This window comes from Bradyrhizobium sp. Kon58 (genome assembly GCF_055807455.1).
The window spans coordinates 452619-472978 of the sequence record NZ_JBVVOT010000004.1; the positions used below are offsets into that span (position 1 = coordinate 452619).

20 protein-coding genes are annotated in these 20360 nt (G+C 64.1%); 10 read left to right on the forward strand and 10 right to left on the reverse strand.

What is annotated here, in order from left to right; genetic code table 11:
* The first annotated feature begins 55 nt into the window (after nucleotides 1–55).
* Both AC0L20_RS10765 and AC0L20_RS10770 read left to right on the forward strand, forming a co-directional pair.
* Nucleotides 56–1276, forward strand: a complete 1221-nt coding sequence (locus AC0L20_RS10765; protein WP_473288494.1) for a cytochrome P450 — start codon at nucleotides 56–58, stop codon at nucleotides 1274–1276.
* Between the two features lie 44 nt (nucleotides 1277–1320).
* Nucleotides 1321–2532, forward strand: coding sequence for an ABC transporter substrate-binding protein (locus tag AC0L20_RS10770; RefSeq protein WP_473288495.1), 1212 nt, complete (start codon nucleotides 1321–1323; stop codon nucleotides 2530–2532).
* 166 nt (nucleotides 2533–2698) lie between these two features.
* Here the strand turns inward: AC0L20_RS10770 and AC0L20_RS10775 are convergent, their stop codons facing one another.
* Entirely contained in the window at nucleotides 2699–3961 is a 1263-nt protein-coding gene (locus AC0L20_RS10775; RefSeq protein WP_473288496.1) for an NAD(P)/FAD-dependent oxidoreductase, read from the reverse strand.
* A gap of 299 nt (nucleotides 3962–4260) precedes the next feature.
* Here AC0L20_RS10775 and AC0L20_RS10780 point away from each other — a divergent pair, with 299 nt between their 5' ends.
* The gene (locus AC0L20_RS10780; protein ID WP_456767197.1) at nucleotides 4261–5433 is read left to right on the forward strand and encodes an ABC transporter substrate-binding protein; all 1173 of its coding nucleotides are present in this window, start codon (nucleotides 4261–4263) and stop codon (nucleotides 5431–5433) included.
* Between the two features lie 169 nt (nucleotides 5434–5602).
* Here AC0L20_RS10780 and AC0L20_RS10785 read toward each other — a convergent pair whose 3' ends face one another.
* From AC0L20_RS10785 to AC0L20_RS10825, 9 genes are all read right to left on the reverse strand, one after another.
* Complete coding sequence (locus AC0L20_RS10785) at nucleotides 5603–7474, reverse strand: bifunctional sugar phosphate isomerase/epimerase/4-hydroxyphenylpyruvate dioxygenase family protein (protein WP_473288497.1); 1872 nt, start codon at nucleotides 7472–7474, stop codon at nucleotides 5603–5605.
* Complete coding sequence (locus tag AC0L20_RS10790) at nucleotides 7471–8208, reverse strand: ABC transporter ATP-binding protein (protein ID WP_473288498.1); 738 nt, start codon at nucleotides 8206–8208, stop codon at nucleotides 7471–7473. The genes AC0L20_RS10785 and AC0L20_RS10790 overlap by 4 nt, the downstream gene beginning before the upstream one ends.
* Nucleotides 8209–8218: 10 nt before the next feature.
* Nucleotides 8219–8962, reverse strand: coding sequence for an ABC transporter ATP-binding protein (locus AC0L20_RS10795; protein ID WP_456767200.1), 744 nt, complete (start codon nucleotides 8960–8962; stop codon nucleotides 8219–8221).
* Nucleotides 8959–9957, reverse strand: coding sequence for a branched-chain amino acid ABC transporter permease (locus AC0L20_RS10800; protein ID WP_473288499.1), 999 nt, complete (start codon nucleotides 9955–9957; stop codon nucleotides 8959–8961). Before AC0L20_RS10800 ends, AC0L20_RS10795 begins: the two co-directional genes overlap by 4 nt.
* On the reverse strand, nucleotides 9954–10829 hold the full coding sequence (locus AC0L20_RS10805; RefSeq protein ID WP_473288500.1) for a branched-chain amino acid ABC transporter permease: 876 nt from the start codon (nucleotides 10827–10829) through the stop codon (nucleotides 9954–9956). The genes AC0L20_RS10800 and AC0L20_RS10805 overlap by 4 nt, the downstream gene beginning before the upstream one ends.
* A gap of 229 nt (nucleotides 10830–11058) precedes the next feature.
* Entirely contained in the window at nucleotides 11059–12189 is a 1131-nt protein-coding gene (locus tag AC0L20_RS10810; RefSeq protein ID WP_473288501.1) for an ABC transporter substrate-binding protein, read from the reverse strand.
* A gap of 58 nt (nucleotides 12190–12247) precedes the next feature.
* The gene (locus tag AC0L20_RS10815; protein ID WP_473288502.1) at nucleotides 12248–13126 is read right to left on the reverse strand and encodes a shikimate dehydrogenase; all 879 of its coding nucleotides are present in this window, start codon (nucleotides 13124–13126) and stop codon (nucleotides 12248–12250) included.
* A 143-nt stretch (nucleotides 13127–13269) separates the two neighbouring features.
* Complete coding sequence (locus AC0L20_RS10820) at nucleotides 13270–14208, reverse strand: LysR family transcriptional regulator (protein ID WP_473288503.1); 939 nt, start codon at nucleotides 14206–14208, stop codon at nucleotides 13270–13272.
* A gap of 333 nt (nucleotides 14209–14541) precedes the next feature.
* Nucleotides 14542–14718, reverse strand: coding sequence for a hypothetical protein (locus tag AC0L20_RS10825; protein ID WP_018456036.1), 177 nt, complete (start codon nucleotides 14716–14718; stop codon nucleotides 14542–14544).
* Between the two features lie 165 nt (nucleotides 14719–14883).
* On the opposite strand from AC0L20_RS10825, the gene AC0L20_RS10830 reads away from it, so the two are divergent.
* The 7 genes from AC0L20_RS10830 to AC0L20_RS10860 all read left to right on the forward strand — a co-directional run bounded on the left by AC0L20_RS10830 (nucleotide 14884) and on the right by AC0L20_RS10860 (nucleotide 20228).
* The gene (locus tag AC0L20_RS10830; protein WP_473288504.1) at nucleotides 14884–15612 is read left to right on the forward strand and encodes a helix-turn-helix transcriptional regulator; all 729 of its coding nucleotides are present in this window, start codon (nucleotides 14884–14886) and stop codon (nucleotides 15610–15612) included.
* Nucleotides 15613–15698: 86 nt separating this feature from the next.
* On the forward strand, nucleotides 15699–16358 hold the full coding sequence (locus tag AC0L20_RS10835; protein WP_473288505.1) for an acyl-homoserine-lactone synthase: 660 nt from the start codon (nucleotides 15699–15701) through the stop codon (nucleotides 16356–16358).
* A gap of 1 nt (nucleotide 16359) precedes the next feature.
* Entirely contained in the window at nucleotides 16360–16578 is a 219-nt protein-coding gene (locus AC0L20_RS10840; protein ID WP_027514447.1) for a hypothetical protein, read from the forward strand.
* Between the two features lie 310 nt (nucleotides 16579–16888).
* Nucleotides 16889–17806, forward strand: a complete 918-nt coding sequence (locus AC0L20_RS10845; protein ID WP_473288506.1) for a branched-chain amino acid ABC transporter permease — start codon at nucleotides 16889–16891, stop codon at nucleotides 17804–17806.
* On the forward strand, nucleotides 17803–18747 hold the full coding sequence (locus tag AC0L20_RS10850) for a branched-chain amino acid ABC transporter permease (RefSeq protein ID WP_473288507.1): 945 nt from the start codon (nucleotides 17803–17805) through the stop codon (nucleotides 18745–18747). Before AC0L20_RS10845 ends, AC0L20_RS10850 begins: the two co-directional genes overlap by 4 nt.
* Complete coding sequence (locus AC0L20_RS10855) at nucleotides 18740–19507, forward strand: ABC transporter ATP-binding protein (protein ID WP_473288508.1); 768 nt, start codon at nucleotides 18740–18742, stop codon at nucleotides 19505–19507. Before AC0L20_RS10850 ends, AC0L20_RS10855 begins: the two co-directional genes overlap by 8 nt.
* A complete protein-coding gene (locus AC0L20_RS10860) occupies nucleotides 19500–20228 on the forward strand; it encodes an ABC transporter ATP-binding protein (RefSeq protein WP_473288509.1) in 729 nt (242 codons plus the stop codon). Before AC0L20_RS10855 ends, AC0L20_RS10860 begins: the two co-directional genes overlap by 8 nt.
* Nucleotides 20229–20360: the final 132 nt, after the last annotated feature.

The window sequence follows — 20360 nt, forward strand, 5'->3', positions numbered from 1 at the left end:
AAGACCTAAGGGTAAGCGCCGCCCTTTCACAAGATCAAAATGAGGGAGGACATCCATGAGCGCTTCCAGCTCCCCGGAAATTAGCGGTTCGTCGGCCGTCCCGCATCTCGACGTCGATCCCTTCGCAATGGATTTTTTCGCCGATCCCTATCCCACGCATGAGCTGCTGCGGGAGGCGGGACCTGTCGTCTATCTCGACAAGTGGGGCGTTTATGGCGTGGCGCGCTATGCCGAGGTCCATGCCGTGCTGAATGATCCCTCGACGTTCTGCTCCAGCCGCGGCGTCGGCCTTTCCGACTTCAAGAAGGAGACGCCGTGGCGGCCGCCGAGCCTGATCCTCGAAGCCGATCCGCCCGCGCATTCGCGGACCCGCGCGGTGCTGTCGAAAGTGCTGTCCCCGACCGTGATGAAAGGGCTCCGCGACCGCTTTGCCGCCGCGGCCGAGCAGCGGGTTGACGTGCTGCTGGAGAAGCGCAGTTTTGACGCGGTCACGGACCTCGCCGAAGCCTATCCGCTGTCGATCTTCCCGGATGCGCTCGGGCTGAAGCCGGAGGGCCGCGAACATCTGATTCCCTACGCGAGTGTCGTGTTCAACGCCTTCGGCCCGCCGAACGAGCTGCGCCAGGAAGCGATCGCGCGTTCGGCGCCGCACCAGGCTTACGTCACCGATCAGTGCCAGCGGGACAACCTCACGCCCGGCGGCATCGGCGCCTGCATCCACGCCCATGTCGACGAGGGCGCCATCACCGCCACGGAAGCACCGTTGCTGGTGCGTTCGCTGCTGTCGGCGGGACTCGACACCACCGTCAACGGCATCGGTGCTGCGGTGTATTGCCTGGCGCGCTTTCCGGAGCAGTGGCAGCGCCTGCGTGGCGATCCCACACTGGCGCGCAACGCTTTCGAGGAGGCCGTTCGTTTTGAAAGCCCGGTGCAGACCTTCTTCCGCACGACAACGCGCGAGGTTGAACTGTCGGGCGCGACCATCGGTGAGGGCGAGAAGGTGTTGATGTTTCTGGCGGCTGCCAATCGCGATCCGCGGCGCTGGGACAAGCCTGACAGCTACGACATCACCCGCCGCACCTCCGGCCATGTTGGCTATGGCTCGGGTATTCACATGTGCGTCGGCCAGCTGGTCGCACGGCTCGAAGGCGAGACAATGCTCGCGGCGTTGGCCCGCCGGATCGCGAAGATCGAGATCACGGGCAAGCCACAGCGCCGCTTCAACAACACGCTGCGCGGGCTCGACAGCCTGCCTGTGAGCATCACGCCGGCCTGACGCTACCGGCATCGAAAACAACAAATACGACAGGGGAGGGAACAATGAAGAACTTGAAATGGACGCTTGCGCTGGCCGCGAGCCTGATTGGCGGCGCGGCAAATGCCGAGATCTCCGACAATGTCGTGCGCGTCGGCGTGCTCAACGACATCTCCGGCATCTTCCAGGACACCAACGGCATGGGCTCGGTCGAGGCCGCGCGCATGGCCGCCGAGGATTTCAACGGCGGCGGCAAGGGCATCAAGGTCGACATCGTCTACGCCGATCACCAGAACAAGGCCGACGTCGGCAACGCCATCGCGCGCAAATGGCTTGATGTCGAGGGCGTCGACGCCATCGTCGATGTGCCGAACTCGGCCGTCGGTCTCTCCATCAACACGCTGCTGCGCGACAGCCGCATGACCTTTCTCGCATCATCCACCGCGAGCTCCGATCTCACGGGCAAGGCCTGCTCGCCCAACACCATCCAATGGGTCAACGACGTCTGGGCGACCGGCAACACCACGGCAGCCGCGATGATGTCGCGTGGCGGTAAGGAGTGGTACTTCCTCACGGTCGATTTCGCGCTCGGCAAGGGCATCGAGGCCGAGGCCCAGAAATACATCGAGGCCCATGGCGGCAAGGTGATCGGATCAAGCAAACATCCGCTCGGTACCTCCGACTTCGCCTCGTTCCTGTTGCAGGCGCAAGGCTCGAAGGCGCAGGTGATCGGACTTGCCAATGCCGGTGGCGACACCATCAATGCCGTGAAGCAGGCCGCCGAGTTCGGCATCCAGCAGGGCGGGCAGAGGCTCGTCGCCTTCCTGCTCTTCATCAACGACGTCCACGGTATGGGTATCAAGGTCGCGCAAGGGCTTCAGCTCATGGAAGCCTTCTATTGGGACATGAACGACGACACCCGCGCCTTCGCCAAGCGCTTCGCGGCGCGGCCCGGCATGAACGGCAAGATGCCGAGCGGCAACCAGGCCGGAGTCTATGCGTCCACGCTCGCTTATCTCAACGCGGTCGCCGCCACCGGCAGCGACAATGCCAAGGACGCCGTGCCCGAGATGAAGAAGTTCAAGGGCAAGGACAAGCTGTTCGGCGACACCGCGATCCGCCAGGACGGCCGCGTGGTGCATCCCATGTATCTGTTCGAGGTGAAGAAGCCGGAGGAGTCGAAATATCCGTATGACTATTACAAGCTGGTTTCGACGATTCCCGCGGAGCAGGCGTTTCGGCCGATGGCTGAGGGTGGGTGTGAGTTGGTGAAGTAGAGGCGGCGAGCGCTGCTGCACCCTCTCCCCTTGCGGGAGAGGGTGGCTTCGCGAAGCGAAGACGGGTGAGGGGTTCTCTCCTCGCGCACAATCTCACGCGCGGAGAAAGACCCCTCATCCGGCGCTTCGCGCCACCTTCTCCCGCAAGGGGAGAAGGAAGAAAAAGCTACACCACCTTACTACTCCCCTGCGTGATCAGCCGCGCGGCGCGCTGGTCGCGGGCGTAGATCCAGAGCCAGCTCAGCGCGACGCTGAGGCGGTGGCGCAGGCCGATCAGGAAGTAGATGTGGGCGATACCCCAGATCCACCACGCGATGGTGCCGCGCAGCTTGATGCGGCCGAAGTCGATCACCGCGAGCCGCTTGCCGATCTGCGCGAGGCTGCCGGAGTGCTTGTAGCGGAACGGGCCTGTCGGCTCCTGGCGCAGCCGCGCCTTGATGGTCTCGGCCACATGACGGCCCTGCTGCTTGGCGGCCGGCGCGATGCCGGGCACTGGCTTGCCCTCCCAGGCGTTGATCAAGACGGTGTCGCCGATCGCAAAGATCTCGGGATGACCGGGGATGGTGAGATCCGCCTCGACCTGCACGCGCCCGGCGCGATCGGCCGGTGCGCCCAGCCACTCGGCCGCGGGCGAGGCGCGCACGCCGGCGGCCCAGATTCGTGTCTTGGCTTCGAGCAACTTGCCGCCGAACACCACGCCCTCGCGGTTGATCTCGGTGACGGCTTGGCCAAGCACGACCTCGACGCCGATTTTCTCCAGCGAGGCCTGCGCATAGGTCGAGAGGTCGTCGGGAAAGCCTGCGAGCACGCGCGGACCCGCTTCGATCAGCACCACGCGCGCCTTGTTGGTGTCGATGTTGCGGAAGTCGGCGGGCAGCGTGTGATGCGCCATTTCGGCGATGGTGCCGGCGAGCTCCACGCCGGTGGGACCGGCGCCGACGATGACGAAAGTCAGCCGCGCCGCGCGCTTTTCCGGATCGGTCTCGCGCTCGGCGCGCTCGAACGCCACCAGGATGTGACGGCGCAAAGTGGTCGCGTCCTCCAGCGTCTTCAGGCCCGGCGCGAACTGTTCCCATTCGTCGTGGCCGAAATAGGCGTGCCGCGCGCCGGTGGCGAGCACCAGCGTGTCGTACGGCACCTCACTGCCGTCGTCGATCAGCACGCAACGCCTGTCGGCGTCGATGCCGCTGACGGTCGCAAACAGCGTCGTCACATCGCGCCGGTCGCGCATCAGGTGGCGGACCGGCCATGCGATCTCGCTGGTGGCGAGCGAGGCGGTCGCGACCTGGTAGAGCAGCGGCTGGAACAAATGATGGTTGCGGCGGTCGATCAGCGTGATCTCGACCGGGCTGCCGGCGAGCCGGTAGGTCGTCTCCAACCCACCGAAGCCGGCTCCGACAATGACGACGCGGTGCGGTGTCGTGGTCATGATGCGCCCCTCCGAATCTCGCGGCTCTATCCTTCATCTAAACGCTGATCAGGCGCCGTGGTCCAATAGCCGTCATCAATCGTTGAATAGGCCGGGCGTATCGATAGCCCGCGAAAAAGCGCCGCAGCCTCCGCCGAAGTGAGTAGAATTATATTTCTTGCTATCGCCATTCGGGGCGAAATATGGTGCAGAGGTGGGCGCTGAGCCATTGGCGGCGCGACAGATTTTGCGTTCAATAGAAATGACCCGGGGCGGCAATCACCCCGCTTCCGGGCATAATAATATGGAGGGGAGTGGTTATGAGGACGGCATTCTGGCTGGCGGGCGCAGCGGCGCTGGTGCTGGCAGGCCCGGCATCCGCCGGCGACACCATCAAGATCGGGTTCGTTTCGACCTTCAGCGGCCCGACCGCCGTGATCGGCAACGACATGCGCAACTCGTTCGAGCTCGCGCTGGATCACATCGGCCGCAAGATGGACGGCAAGCCGGTCGAGGTGATTTACGAGGACGACGGGCAGAAGCCCGACGTCGGCAAGCAGAAGACCGAGAAGCTGGTGCAGTCCGACAAGGTCGACTTCATCGTCGGCTACATCTGGTCGAACGTGCTGCTGGCCTCACTCAAGACCGCCGTGGATTCGCAGACCATCCTGATCTCGGCCAATGCCGGTCCGTCGCAGCTCGCCGGCGAGCTCTGCTCGCCTTACGTGTTCTCGACTTCCTGGCAGAACGACCAGACGCCGGCCGCCATGGGCCTCTACATGAACCAGAAGGGCGTCAAGAGCGTGTTCCTGATCGGCCCGAACTACGCCGCCGGCAAGGACATGCTCGCGGGCGTGAAGAGCACGTTCAAGGGCGAGGTCAAGGGCGAGGAATACACGGTCTGGCCGAGCCAGCTCGACTTCTCCGCCGAGCTGTCCAAGGCGCGCGCCTCGGGTGCCGAGTCGATCTTCGTGTTCTATCCCGGTGCAGCCGGCGTGCAGTTCCTCAACCAATATGCGCAGGCCGGGCTGAAGAGCACGATGCCGCTCTACACGGCGTTCACCGTCGACGAGCTGTCGCTGCCGCTGCAAAAGGAGAACGCGCTCGGCGTTCCCGGCGCGCAGGAATGGGTGAATGATCTGCCCAACGAGCAGAACAAGCGCTTCGTCACCGACTATCGCAAGAAGTACCCCGGCCTGCGTCCGACCTATTACGGCGCGCAAGCCTATGACGCGGCCCAGCTCATCAACAGCGCCGTGGTCGCGGTGAAGGGCGACACCAGCAAGAAGGACGCGATGAAGGCCGAGATGGAGAAGGCCAACTTCAAGTCGCTGCGCGGTCCCTTCAAGTACGGCAAGAACCACATCCCGGTGCAGAACTTCTATCTCCAGGACGTGGTCAAGGACGGCGAAGGCCAGCTCTCGCTGAAGACGGTCGCGACCATCGTCGAAAACGACCAGGATCGCTTCCACGACAAATGCGCGATGAAGTAGCCACAAGCACGATGCCCCTTCTCCCCTTGTGGGAGAAGGTGGCGCGAAGCGCCGGATGAGGGGTTGTTTCCGCAAAGCGAAGTCTATCGAATTCGCGGAGAGAACCCCTCACCCGTCTCGCCGCTTTCGCGGCGATCCACCCTCTCCCACAAGGGGAGAGGGAAAAGACCTACACCCGCGGCATGCTAACAGGCCGCACCTCGCGCGCTTGCGCCGCAAGCCTGATCCCGGCATTGGCCGCGCCGAAGCCCTGATAATCGCGTCGCTCCACGATCTCGAAGAAGAAGCGCTCGTCGAAGATGTGGGTGTAGACCTGGAAGAACTCCCCGTCGCCTTCGCGGTCGTAGAGAATGTGGTTGGCGCGCAGCTGCGCCATCAGGTCGGGCGCGAGGTCGTATTTGGCCTCGATGTCGTCGTAGTAATTGTCAGGGATATCCAGGAAATCCGCGCCGCGTTTGCGCATCTCCGCGACCGCCGCAAAAATGTCCCGGCACGTGAACGCGACGTGCTGCACACCCGAGCCGAAAAACTCCGAGATGAAGCGGGCCGGCAGCGTGCGGTTGGCGGATGAGCCGTTGAGCACGAAGCGCAGGCTCTGGTCGCCGTTGACGACGGCCTGGCTTTGCACGAGGCCCCTGGGATCGGCGATCTCCATCTGCGGCAGCCGCCCGAGGTCGAGGATCCCGGTGTAGAACAGCAGCCAGGACAGCATCTCGTCATAGGGCATCGACTGCGCGATGTGATCGACGGCCAGCAGGGCGTCCGCGCGAGCGTCGCTCGCGACTTGTTCGAAATCGGTGTCCCAGTTCTTGCCGGCTTGGTCGAGGAAATACAGCAGGCTGCCGCCGACGCCGTGGATTGCGGGAATCTCGAGCTCGCCCGGCCCGACCGGCTGGTAGAAGGTGCGCGCTTTCAGCGTCTCGGCGCGCTGCATGACGAGGCCGGCATTGTCGACGTCGAGCGCGATGGCGCAGACGCCGGGGCCATGCGTCACGTAGTGCGAATGCGCAAAGCCGTCGGTCTCGGAGTTGACGACGAGTTCGACCTTGCCTTGCGACCAGCGCTCCACCGCCTTGCTGCGATGCTTGCCGGTTTTGCGGAAACCGAGCTGCGCGAGCAGGCGGGCGAGTTCGCCGGCCTTGGTCTCGTTGACGGCAAACTCGATGAATCCCGTGCCGCGACTTCTGGGCTTCGGCGCCAGGGGCTCGCTGATGAGCTTTGGCCAATCCCGTGCAAGCTGGTCCTCCAGCAGGATCAGCGAACGCAGGCCGTCGACCGCGGTCTGCACGGCCGAGCCGGCGCGGAACTGGTCGTTGAAGATCTCCAGTGACAGCGGCCCGGCATAGCCGGTTGCCGCGATCGCCGCCATGAACTCGCCGACCGGCAGGTCGCCCTGGCCGGGGAAGGAGCGGAAGTGCCGGCTCCACGACAAGATGTCGAGCTCGAGCTTCGGCGCGTCCGCAAGCTGGACCAGGAAGATCTTGTCGCCGGGGATCGAGGCCATCGCGCGGACTGGAAAACCGGGGGCCAGCGCATGAAAGCTGTCGAGGATGACACCGATCGCGGGGTGATCGGCGCGCCGCACGATTTCCCAGGCATCGCGGTAGTCGTTGACGTGGCGTCCCCAGGCCAATGCCTCGTAGCCGACGCGCAAAGATCGTTTGGCCGCGCGCTCGCCAAGCTCGCGAAAATCATCCGCGGCGCGGTCGATGCCGCCGAGCGCGGCCGGCGACACGTTGGAGCAGATCAGCAGCAGGTCGGTGCCGAGCTCCTGCATCAGGTCGAACTTGCGTTCGGCGCGGGCAAAGTTGCGCGCACGCTGCGGCTCCGGCATGCCCTCGAAATCGCGGAACGGCTGAAACGCGCATATCTCGAGATTGAGGTCCTTGCAGAGCTTTGCGATGTCGCGCGGGCCGGCGCCGAACGACAGCAGATCGTTCTCGAAAATCTCGACCGCGTCGAAGCCTGCGGATGCGATGGCGCGGAGCTTTTCGTCGAGGGCGCCGGAGAGTGAGACCGTTGCGATCGAGCGTTTGGTCATACTGCGTTGTCCTCCATCGCGCCGCCGAGGAACAATTGTCCGATGCGGGGATCATTCAAAATGCGCTTCGCGCCGTCGATCATCCGAGTCTGGCCGAGCTCGAGCACGATGCCGATGTCGGAAATCTCCAGCGCCGAGCGTGCGTTCTGCTCGATCATCAGAATGGTGACGCCGCGGTCGCGCAGGGATTTCAGGATATCGAAAGTCTGCTGCACCATCAGGGGCGACAGGCCGATCGAGGGCTCGTCGATCAGAACGAGCTTCGGTTCGAGCAGCAGCGAGCGGGCGATTTCGAGCTGTTTCTGCTCGCCGCCTGATAGCGTGGAGGCCTGCTGCGTCGATTTCCGACGCAGCGCCGGGAACAGGTCGAGCGCGGCCTCGATCCGGCTCTGCAAGTCGATGCCCTTGCCGGCGGAGACGCCGCCAAGCTCGATATTGTGACGCACCGACAGCTCGGGAAAGATGTTGCGGCCCTGCGGCACGTAGCAGATGCCGGCATTGAGCAGCGCGCGCTGGCTCAAATTGGTGATGTCGTATCCGGCGAAGTTGATCTTGCCCTCGCGCAGCTTGAGCAGGCCGAAGATCGCCTTGAACACGGTGGACTTGCCGGCGCCGTTCGGGCCGATGATGGTGGTGATGGTGGCCTGCGGCACGGCGAAGGTGGTGCCGTTCAGGATCGTCATCTTGCCGTAACCGCCGACGAGATTGTGAACCGAGAGGATCGGATCGCTCATGATGGCTCTCCTAATGTCCGAGATAGGCTTCGATCACGGCGGGGTTTTTTCGCACCTCGTCCGGTCGTCCCATCGCCAGCACCTTGCCTTCCGCCATCACCATCACGCGCGAGCACAGCGACATCACGAATTCCATGTTGTGCTCGATCACGACGAAGGTGGCGTTCTTCTCGCGGTTGATCGCGACCAGCCGCTCCTTCAAATCCGTCAGCATCGATGGGTTGACGCCGCCGGCGGGCTCGTCGAGCAGCACCAGCCGCGGTCCGCCCATGAAGGCCATGGCGGCGTCGAGCAGTTTTTGCTGGCCATAGGAGAGCCCGCCGGCAGGTTCATCCGCGAGATGGTCGAGCTTGAAGAAACCGATCATCTGGTTGGCGGCCTGCGTCAGTCCGGCATCGGAGCGGCCGACCAGGCGCGAGGCCATGCTGCCCTGGTGCTCCTGTCCTGCGAGGATCAGGTTCTCGCGCACCGAGAGTTTTGGGAACACTTGCAGGAGCTGGAAGGTGCGGCTGACCCCGAGCTTGTTGAGCTCGGCGGGTCGCAAGCCCGTGACGACCTTGCCGTCGAGCTTGACCTCGCCGCCGCTCGGCGTGAGCTGGCCGAGGATGCAGTTGAACAGGGTCGACTTGCCGCAGCCGTTCGGTCCGATCAGGCCGAGGATCTCGCCCTCGCGGACGTCGAAAGAGACGCCGCCGACGGCGCTGATGCCGCCAAAGTTCTTCTTGATGTCGGTGACTTCGAGAACCGCGCTCATTGCACCGTCTCCAGCCGGGACTTTGCGACGGCGCGCTGGGCCGAGGCCACCTTGGTACGGCGTTCGGCGAGATAGCGGTCGAGGATTCCCAAGATTCCGGTCGGCGACCAGATCAGCAGCCCCATCACCGCGATCGCGTAGAGCATCAGATAATAGCCCTCGGTGAAGCGCAGCCATTCCGGCAGCAGCACCGCGATCATCGCGCCGAGGAACGGACCGAGGAAGAATCCGGCGCCGCCGACGATCACCATCATCAGGAGGTCGAGCGAGAGCGACAGGTTGAACGGCACGGGATCGATATATTGCGTCAGCGGCGCATAGAGCGCGCCGGCGACGCCGCCGAGCGCCGAGCCGATCGCGAACGCCATCAGCGTATAGCGTCGCGTGTCGACGCCGAGCGACTGCGCCCGCAGCGGGTTTTCGCGCAGCGCCATGAAGGCGCGGCCCCAGGGCGAGCGGATCAGCCACCACATTGCAAGCGACACGATCGCGAGCGAGCCGAGACAGACATAATAGAACGGCAGCGGCTTGTTGGTCGCGATGCCGAAGATGTGCGGACGCGGAATGTTGGAGATGCCGTAGATGCCGCCGGTGAGCCAGCTCTCGTTGCGAAATACCAGGAAGGCCAGCGTGGAGAAGGCGAGCGTGACGAAGGCCAGGTAATGGTGCTGCACCCGTAGCGCCGGATAGCCGAGCAACCAGCCGACCGCGAAGCTCAAGGTGATCGCGACAACGATCGCCGCCGGCAGCGGCCAACCATGGGTGGTCATGATTGCCGCGGCGTAGGCGCCGATGCCGACGAAGGCGCCCTGTGCCAGCGAGACCTGGCCGGCATAACCGAGCGTAAGATTGAGGCCCATTGCGGCGATGGCCATCACCGCCCATTGGCTCAGGATGAACAGGCCATAACGGTTGAAGTTCATGGGGACGACGATCAGCGCAGCGATGACGATGAGGCCGAACGCGATCTTGAGAGGTTTGGCGAAGCCACTCATACGGTGCGCTCCTCGGCGCGACCGAGCAGGCCCTGCGGCCGGAACAGGATGACGGCGATCAGGAAGATCATAGGCACGGCGGCGCGGTACTGCGTCGAGACATAGGCGGCCGCGAGATTGTCGAGCACGCCGATCAGGAGGCCGCCTGCGATCGCGCCGCGCACCTGATTGAACCCGCCGACGATCGCGGCGATGAAGGCAGCCTGGCCCAGCACCTCGCCGGACGTGAATTTCGCGAGATAGATCGGCGTGATCAACAGCGATGCGAGCGCGACCAGGAACGCGTTGATCAGGAAGGTCAGAAGAATCATGCGCTCGACCGGAACGCCGATGATGCGCGCCACCGTCGGGTTCTGCGCCGCCGCCTGCATCTGGTGGCCGAGCGAGGTGCGGTTGAGAAGCGCGGTCAAGCCGAAGACGGCAACGATAGCGAGGACGAGGACGCCGATGCTTTGCAGCGAGACGGCATGGCCGAGGACGGAGACGTCCCCGGTCGGCACGATCGAGGGGAAGGGTGAGGCTTCGGCGCTGAAGAACTGTTTTACGGCCTCCTTGAGGCCGATCGCGAGCGCCATGGTCGCGATCGCGAGCGGCAGCACGCCATGGCGCATCATCGGATCCACCAGCAGCATCTTGAAGGCGAGGCCGAGCAGGAGCATCGAGAGCAGGATGCCGAGGATGATCGCGAGCCAGAACGGCGCGCCGGCATGCATCGCCGCCAGCATCAGGAACGCCGGCAGCATCACGAACTCGCCTTGCGCGAAATTGATGGTCTGCGAGGTCTGCCACAGCAGCGTGAAGCCGACCGCGACCAGCGCATAGATCGCGCCGGTGGCAAGTCCCGCGACCAGAAGATCGAACAGATTGGACATTTTCCCCTCTCGGCGCTCTGTCTTCTTCCCTCGCCCCGCTCTTCCTTTTCTCCCTCTCCCCGTTCTTACGGGGAGAGGGTCAGGGTGAGGGGCTGTCTCCGCGAACTCGATTGTCACCGTATCCGCGGAAGCAGCCCCTCACCCCGCCCTCTCCCCGCGAAGGGGCGGGGAGAGGGAGACGAAAGATCTCTCCCCGCGAAGAGCGGGGCGAGGCAGAAGGGCAAAGACCTCACTTCACCTTCGGCAGCACCTGCTTCACCACCTGCTTGCCTTCGACCACCTCGACCAGAAAGCTCTGGCGGTCGATGTCACCGGTGTCGCTGAAGGTGACGTCCATCAGGATGCCCGGCTCGTCCGCGGCCTTGATGGTCAGGCCGTGCAGATTGTCGGCGAACGCCTTGGAATCGACCTTGCCCATCTTGTCGGTGGTGGCCTTCACCATGTAGACCGCGAGATAGCCTTTCAGACCGTTGTGGTCGGGCACGTAATTGTACTTCTTCGCGAACTTGTCGCGAAACGTCTTGATCAGGTCGACCGGCGCATCGGTGGTGAGGCCGACATGGCCGCGCGCGCCGTTGGCGGCATCGCCGGCGAGCTCGATCACCTTCTGCCCGATCAGCGTGGTCTCGCCCATCAGCGGCGCGGTGACGCCCTGGCGCTTGAGCTCCTTGAGGATGCGCGCGCTCTCTTCCTCGTTCAAATAGACGAACACGGCGTCGGGATTGGCGGCCTTGATCTTGCCGACGTCGGCGGCGAAATCGGCCTGGCCCGCCTCGGTGGAGAGATCGGCGACGACCTTGGAGCCGAGACGGTCGAGCTCCTTGACGACGACATCGCGACCGCCGCGGCCAAAGTCATTGTTGACCCAGACCACCGCGACCGACTTCGCCTTCATGTCGTCGTGAATGTATTTGGCGACCTTCGGCATCGACGATTGCTGACCGAACGAGGTGCGGAACAGGAATTTGTTTCCGCCCTGCGTCAGTTCGGCGGCTTCGCCGCCCATGATCTGCGCGATGCCGGCCTCGGCCGCCAGCGGCGCCGTCACCTTCACCGAGCCGGAATAGCCCGGTCCGAGCAGCACATAGGGCTCGGCGTCGAGCGCCTTTTGCACCTGCGCGCGCGCGACGCCCGGATTGGATTGCGAGTCCGCATGAGTGACTTCGAGCTTGCGGCCGAGCACGCCGCCCTTGGCGTTGATCTCCTCGATTGCGAGGTCGATGCCGTTCTTCCAATTGGTGCCGACGGTGGCGCCGCCCCCGGACAGCTCGGCGACGTCGGCGAGCTTGATCGCCTGAGCGTGGACGCTGGTTGCGGTCGCGAAGGCAAGCAGGACGCCCGCCAGAATGGTCGATTTCATGGTCTCTCCTCCCATTTTTCGTTGATGTTGTGCGCGGCCTTGTGTCCGGCCGCTTCGGTTACGCTGCGTGATAGGCCGGGCTTCGTGCCGCCATCACCTGGTCGAATGCCTCTCCCATGATCTCGGTGGATGGGGCAAGACCAGTGAACAGTTCGAAAGCGTCGGCGGCCTGATAGATCGCAAGCTCCCGCCCGGTCATGATCCGCGCGCCCTTGGCTTGGGCGGCCGCCAGCAGCGGCGTGATCAGCGGCGAATAGACGGCGTCGGCGACCCACAGGTTTTGACGCAGCAGCGTCGGCGCGACCGGCGTTTCCCGGTTCGGCAGCATGCCGACCGGCGTGCCGTTGACGAGGCCGGTTGCGCCGTCGAGCGCGTCCTCGACGCTTGCGGCGACCCTGGCGCCCCCCTGCTTGACGAGCAGCGCGGCGAGTTTTTCGGCGCGTGCCGGCTCGCTGTCGAAGATGCGGATGTCGGCCACGTCAAGGCTCGCCAGCGCAAAGGCGATCGCCTTGCCGACGCCGCCGGTGCCGATCACGGCGACCGCGTTGCCGGACGGCGCCAGCAGCGGCGCGACGGCGCGCGCAAAGCCCGTCGTGTCGGTGTTGTGGCCGATCAGCCGGCCGTTGCTGACGACGACGGTGTTGACCGCCCCCATGGCGGCCGCACCCGGTGCCAGTTCATCGAGCAGCGGGACCACCGCCTCCTTGTAGGGAAAAGTGACGTTGACGCCGGCAAAGCCGAGCCGCCGCACGCCTTCCAGCATCAGCCGAAGCCCGGCCGCATCGGCGCCGGCCACTTCGATGAGCTGATAATGTCCGCGCAGGCCAAGCCCCTCCGCGGCGCGCTCATGCATGGCAGGGGAGGCGGAATGCGCGATGGGTGCGCCGATCAGGCCGGTCAGGAGCTTTTTGGATGCGGCAGGTCCGCGCTTTGACATGGTTCGCTATCGTCTCGTTGGGAGCGTTCGGTCCCGGCCATTAGCGGGGAAATCCGCCCAATTCCAAGGGGCTTCCACCAGGGACGATAGCCTTTCCTCGGCCTAACACAATTACCCTTTTGTCCTGCAAACCTAACATAATGTTATCTCTTCCGCCCCCGTGCCGCCGCGGCCCTGCCTTTGCCCTGCGACGGCTCGACTGCGCGCATCTCCGCGCGCAGGGACTCGATGAAATACTCGACATGAAGCGACAGCGGCGCGCCGCGCTTCACCGCGATATAGGTCTCGAATCGCGTTGGCTCGGTGATCTTGATCAGCTCGATGCCGGGATAGCCGCCATGGGCCACCGTGAACTGGTCGATGATGGCGATGCCGAGCCCCGCCTTCACCAGCGCGCAGACCGTGGTGCCGAAGCGGGCGCGAATGGTGATGTTGTACGCGAGGCGGTGGCGCGCGAAGATCTCGGCCATGATCCGCCCGTAGGGATCGTTGGGATCGATGCCGATCAGCGGATAGCGGGTGATCTCGGCGGCGGAGACCTGCTTGCGGCCGGCGAGCTCGTGGCCCGGCGGCACGATGCAATAGAGCTCGCCGGAGGCGAGCGGCATGAAGTCGAGCCCGGAATGCTCCAGGCGGTAGCTCATCGCCACGCACTCGCCGCGGCCGAGCATGAGATAGTCGATGGCTTCCTCGAGCTTGAGGATGTTGATGTCGATGCCCAAATCCGGATAGCGCCGCCGGACCCGCTCGATTGCGCGCGGCACCATGACTTGCGAAATGCTCGGCACCGAGCCGATGCGCAATTCCGACAATCCGCCGCGTCCGATCTTGGAGATGATCTCGGAGAGGTCGTCGACCTTCTTGTAGACGCCGTTGATCTGCTCGAAGATGTTCTCGGCTTCCGGCGTCGGGAAATAGCGGCCGTTCTGGCGCTGAAAGAAGCGGATGCCGAGCGAGCGCTCGGTGTATTTGACGAGGCGGCTGATGCCCGGCGCCGAAACGTTCAGCAGCTTCGCTGCGCCGCCGATCGTGCCCGTTACCATCACGGCACGGATCACTTCAACCTGGCGCAGCGTCATCATGTCCTGGGCATCCAAAAGATAATCATTGGCGGCGCTGCCTTTCCCTCTCCCCTTGTGGGCGAGGGTGGACCGCCGCGATAGCGCGAGACGGGTGAGGGGTTCTCTCCCCGCGCGAGCCTCGCGCATTTGAACGCGTGGAAACAACCCCTCATCCGGCGCCATAGCCGATGCGAAGCATCGGCGTTTTGTTTTAAGAACGGCGGCCGAAGGTCGCCTATGCCACTTCTCCCACAAGGGGGGAAGGAAGGAAACATTCGCGTTCGGTAGTTCGGTTCAGATCAGAGCAAGGCATGGCCCCGAACGGACCGTTCGTGCGCTCACAGCACTTGCGTGCTAGCTCGCCGGTCCGTCCGGCGTGGCGCTCTCTGCCGGCTTGCTGCGCTCGCTTTGCAGCACCCCGCGCGCGAACTCGATGATCTTCTGCTTGTTTGCCGTTTCGCGGACGGCGAAAAATACGCGGTTGAGTTCCAGGCCGAGCACGCTGTTGAGGGCGATGTCCTCGTCTTCCATCGTGGTTTCCCCGCTTCAGACATCGTAGGTGTATCTTGACGTCACTTCTTCCACAAGTAGATTAAGCGTTCGGGGTCAATGGGATACCGGGAAACTACGGAAGCGGTGAATTGAGGCAGTCGCCAGGACGTGCTATAGCGACAGCGAGGGTCAGGAAACGCACCGATGTCCACCGTGGATTATGGCCGGGAAGCGCTCGACTTCATTGAGGGGCTTGGAGCCTATACCAAGGTTCCGGACGCCATGGATGCGCTTGCGACCGCGTTCGGGCGCTACGGCTTCGAGCACATCATCGTAACCGGCTTGCCGAATCCCGATCAGCGTTTTTCCCAGATGGTGCTCGCCAAAAAGTGGCCGGCGGAGTGGTTCAGCCTCTATACCCAAAAAGGCTACGACCGCGTCGATCCCGTGATCCGCAAATGCCGGCAGACGGTGAACCCTTTCGAGTGGTCCGAGGCGCCGTACGATCCAGAGCTGGAGCCGGGCGCGGTGGAGGTGATGCGGCGCGCTGCCGATTTCCGTATGTCGCGCGGCTTCGTCGTGCCGATCCACGGATTGACCGGCTACGAGGCCGGCGTCTCGCTCGGTGGCGTTCACCTCGATCTCAATGCGCGCAGCAAGCCGGCGCTGCACCTGATCGGCATGTACGGCTTCGATCACATTCGCCGCTTGCTCGATCCGGCGCCGCATCGATCGATGCGCCTTACCCCGCGCGAGCGCGAGGTGCTCGCCTGGGCCTCGCAGGGCAAGTCGGCTTGGGAAATCGGCGAGATCCTGCACATCACGCAGCGCACCGCCGAAGAGCATCTTGCAACTGCCGCGCGCAAGCTTGGTGCCGTCAACCGTACGCATGCGGTTGCGATCGCAATCCGCCACAGAATCATCACCCCCTGAAATCCGCGCCTACTGGGAAATTTCCCAATAGTCGCTTTGGCCGTTTTCCGTGAGTGTTCCCCTTATTTCGAACAATGGGGGAATAAATGATTCATGTGATTTCTGCCGCCAACCGGCACCTCTACGAGGACGTTCTCGAGCAGCATTTCAGGGTGCGTCACGAGATTTTTGTCGAGGAGCGGAAATGGGAGGCGCTGCGCAAGCCCGATGGCCGCGAGGTCGATACCTACGACAATGAGGACGCGGTCTACCTGCTGGCGCTCGAAAATCGCCGGGTGCTCGGCGGCTCCCGCCTCTATCCTACCACCAAGCCGACGATGATGAGCGAGGTCTTCCCGCATCTCGCCGCGGTGCGCGGTTGCCCCTCGAACCCGCTGGTATGGGAGTGGTCACGTTTCTTCGTTTCGCGCGAGCGCCGCGACGGCGCGTTCAATTGGCAATTGATGGCAGCGGCGCAGGAGTTCTGTCTTGATCAGGGCATCGAGCGTCTCTGTCTTGTCATGGAGACCTGGTGGCTGCCGCGCTTCCACGAGATCGGATTCATCGTCACGCCGCTGGGATTGCCGGCGCTGGTCGAGAATTCCTGGACGATGGCGGCCACGATCGAGATTCGCCAAGAGTCGCTGGATGCCGTGTGTGACCGTATCGGGATGACAAACGTCGTGCATCAGGACGGCCCGCGTCTGGACGCCGTCGCCCGTGCCAACCTCTGCGGCCTCGCTGCCGCGCAACGAAAGAGCGCCTGAGATGTCGAACATGATGCGGGACAGCCAGATCATGGCGCAGATCAAGGACGAAAATCTCGGCTACATGTCCGACATGGCGCTCGAACTCGCGCAGATGGCGGAAGACACCGGATTGGCGACGCTCGCCTATCTGTTCCGGATGGCGGCGCTGGAGGCCTCGACGGCCAATAGCGTGCTTGCCGAGCCGGATGACCTTCCCCGGCAGATGACGTCGCACTAAGCGTCTCCTTCCCAACGTTGCGACGAATTTCACGCCTCTCCTCGGCAACGGGGGGAGGGTGATCCGTTTGGGTGCGGCAGGTTGACCCATCCTGCGCGGCAGTCTTCTTGCAAGGCCGATTGCAGGGGCCAGAATCGATCGCATGCATCGGCATGCAACAAAGTGCATGTTTGGTGTCGAATCGCTCTTGCCTCGGAACGATACTGCCATTACCCATTTTTCCGCCTTGTACAGGCAGGGGGAGCTCTTTCACTGATGGCGACCGTGTTCGAACATCGGCGCGAACCTGCGTGCGCCTGAAAGAGTTTTGATGCTGCTCGTCGTCGAACAGTTCTTGAATGGTTTGCAGTTCGGCCTGCTGCTGTTCCTGCTCGCCGCCGGCCTGACGCTGGTGTTCGGGATCATGGATCTCGTCAACCTGGCGCACGGTTCGCTCTACATGATGGGCGCCTATTTCGCCGCGACCTTCGCAGCCTGGACCGGTAGCTTCCTGCTCGGTGCGCTGCTGGCGCTCGGTGCAACCCTCGTGCTCGGCATCGTGCTCGAGATGACCGCGCTGCGGCAACTCTACGGCCGCGACCATCTCGACCACGTGCTCGCGACCTTCGGCCTGATCCTGTTCTTCAATGAAGCCGTGCGGCTGATCTGGGGGCCGGCCGGGCTTGCGCTGCCGCTGCCAGCCTGGCTCACCGTGCCGGTGCCGATCCTGCCCGGCATTCACTATCCGGCCTATCGCCTCGCCATCATCGTCGTGGCGCTGCTGGTTGCGCTTCTGCTCTATCTCGGCGTGATGCGCACCCGCATCGGCATGCTGATCCGGGCCGGCGCCTCCAATCGCGAGATGATCGGCGCGCTCGGCATCAACATCAAGCTGCTCTACACCCTGGTGTTCGGCCTCGGTGCCGCGCTCGCCGGTCTTGCAGGGTTGATGCAGGCGCCGATCCTCACCGTGCAGATCGGCATGGGCGAGAACATCCTGATCCTCGCCTTCGTCATCATCGTGATCGGCGGCATCGGTTCGATCCGCGGCGCGTTCCTGGCCGCGATCTTCGTCGGCATGATCGACACGCTCGGCCGCGCCTTCCTGCCCAATTTGTTGCGGCAGGTGCTGAGCGGCGCCGCGGCATCGACCGCCGCGCCCGCGTTGTCGTCCATGCTGATCTATCTGCTGATGGCGGTCGTGCTGGTGGTGCGTCCGGAGGGGCTGTTTCCGGCCAACCGCCGATGAAGTCATTCACTGTAGCTAAGGCCGTCACGGCCCTGATGCTGGCGGGCCTCGTGCTGCTGCCGCTCTATTCGCAACTCTCCGGCAACATCTTCATCCTGACGCTGTTCACGCGCATCGTCATCCTGGCGCTGGCCGCCGCGAGCCTCAACCTCATCATGGGTTTTGGCGGCATGATGAGTTTTGGCCATGCCGCCTATCTCGGCATCGGCGGTTACGCGGTCGGCATGCTGGCGCAGGAAGGCGTGGGAAGCGGCTTCATCCAGTTTCCGGTCGCGCTTGCGGCCTCCGCGACTTACGCCGTCGTGATCGGCGCGCTCTCGCTTCGCACGCGTGGCGTTTACTTCATCATGATCACGCTCGCTTTCGCGCAGATGGCCTACTACGTCGCCTCGGGGCTGGCGCGTTACGGCGGCGATGACGGCCTCACCGTCTACAAGCGCAGCGACTTCTCCGGATTGATCAATCTGTCGAACCGCACGCAGTTTTATTATCTCTGCCTCGCCTGCCTGTTCGGCGTGGTCTTCCTGATCTGGCGCATCGCCAATTCGCGCTTTGGCCTCGTCCTGCAGGGCCTGCGCTCCAACGAGCAACGCATGCAGGCGATCGGCTTTCCCTCGAAGCGCTACCAGCTGGTCTGCTTCGTCATCTCGGGCATGATGTGCGGCCTTGCCGGCGCGCTGCTCGCCAACAACACCGATTTCGTCAGCCCGGCCGCGATGTACTGGACCCGTTCCGGCGACCTCATGGTGATGGTGATCCTCGGGGGCATGGGCACGCTGTTCGGTCCGGTCATCGGCGCGGTGGTGTATTTGCTGCTGGAAGAGTTCTTGTCGCAGCTCACCGAATACTGGGCGCTGATCATGGGCCCGATGCTGCTGCTGATCGTGCTGTTCGGCCGCGGCGGCATCATGGGCCTGCTCGGGAGGCTCAACCGTGGCTGAGCCGCTGCTCCGCGTCGAGAAGCTGGTGCGCCGCTTCGGCGGCATCGTTGCGACGGACAACGTCTCGCTCGACGTTGCGGCAGGCGAGCTGCACGCCATCATCGGCCCGAACGGCGCCGGCAAGACCACGCTGATCAGCCAGCTCACCGGGCATCTGGAGCCGCATTCCGGCAGTGTCTCGCTGGCGGGGCGCGACATCACCTACCTGCCGGCCTATCGCCGCTGCGCGCTGGGCCTGGCACGTTCGTTCCAGATCACCTCGCTGTTGCTCGATTTCACCGCCGCCGACAATGTCGCGCTCGCGGCGCAGGCGCATGCCGGCACCTCGTTCCGCTTCTTCGCCGATGCACGCAAGGAGAAGGGCCTGCGCGATGCCGCGCATGCCGCGCTCGACCGCGTCGGTCTCGCCCATCGTGCCGACGTCCTGGTGTCCAGGCTCAGCCATGGCGAGCGTCGCCAGATCGAGCTGGCGGTTGCGCTGGCAAGCAAGCCGAAGCTTTTGCTGCTCGACGAGCCGATGGCGGGACTCGGCGTCACCGAGTCCCAGCGCATGGTGCAACTGCTCCAGGAGCTGCGCAAGGAGGTCTCGATCGTGCTGGTCGAGCACGACATGCCGGCGGTGTTTGCGCTCGCCGACCGCATCTCGGTGCTGGTCTATGGCCGCGTCATCGCCTCCGGAGATCCGGCCGCGATCCGGGCGAACGAGGACGTCAAGCGCGCCTATCTCGGCGAAGCGCATGCGGTGACGCACCATGGCTGAAAAAGGGGTGGGTGACACGCTGCTCGAGGTTGACGGCATCGAGACCTGCTACGGCCTGTCCCAGGTGCTGTTCGGCCTGTCGCTGTCGGTCAAATCAGGCGAGATGGTCTCGCTGATGGGCCGCAACGGCATGGGCAAGACCACGACCATCCGCTCGATCATGGGCCTGACGCCGGCGCGCGCAGGCAGCATCCGCTTTGCGGGCTCGGAAGTGCGGACGCAGCCGTCCTACCGGATCGCGCAACTCGGTGTCGGCCTCGTCCCCGAGGGGCGGCAGATCTTCCCGAACCTCACCGTGCGCGAAAACCTGGTCGCGGCCGCCGCCGATCGTTTCGACAGCCGCAATCCCTGGACGCTGGCGGCAATCTACGTGATGTTTCCGCGCCTGGCCGAGCGCGCCTCCAACATGGGCAACCAGCTCTCCGGCGGCGAGCAGCAGATGCTCGCCATCGGCCGTGCGCTGATGACCAACCCGAAGCTCCTCATCCTGGATGAAGCGACCGAAGGCCTGGCGCCCCTGATCCGCGAAGAGATCTGGAGCTGCCTGTCGCTGCTCAAGAGCCGGGGACAGTCGATCCTGGTCGTCGACAAGAACGTCGACCACCTCGCCCGCATCTGCGACCGCCACACCATCATCGAGCGCGGCAAGACGGTGTGGAGCGGCACCTCGGACGAGCTGTTGGCCGAGCCGGACCTGCAGCACAAATATCTGGGGATTTGAGGCTGGGCGGTGAGGTGAGGTACGCCGTGGCCGCTTCCCTCGATGTCGTCCTGGCCTAGGGTCCGGACTCATTTAGCCCACCATGAGATTGCGGCTGCGAGCAAGATTGCAGACAGGAAGATGTCTGCGCGC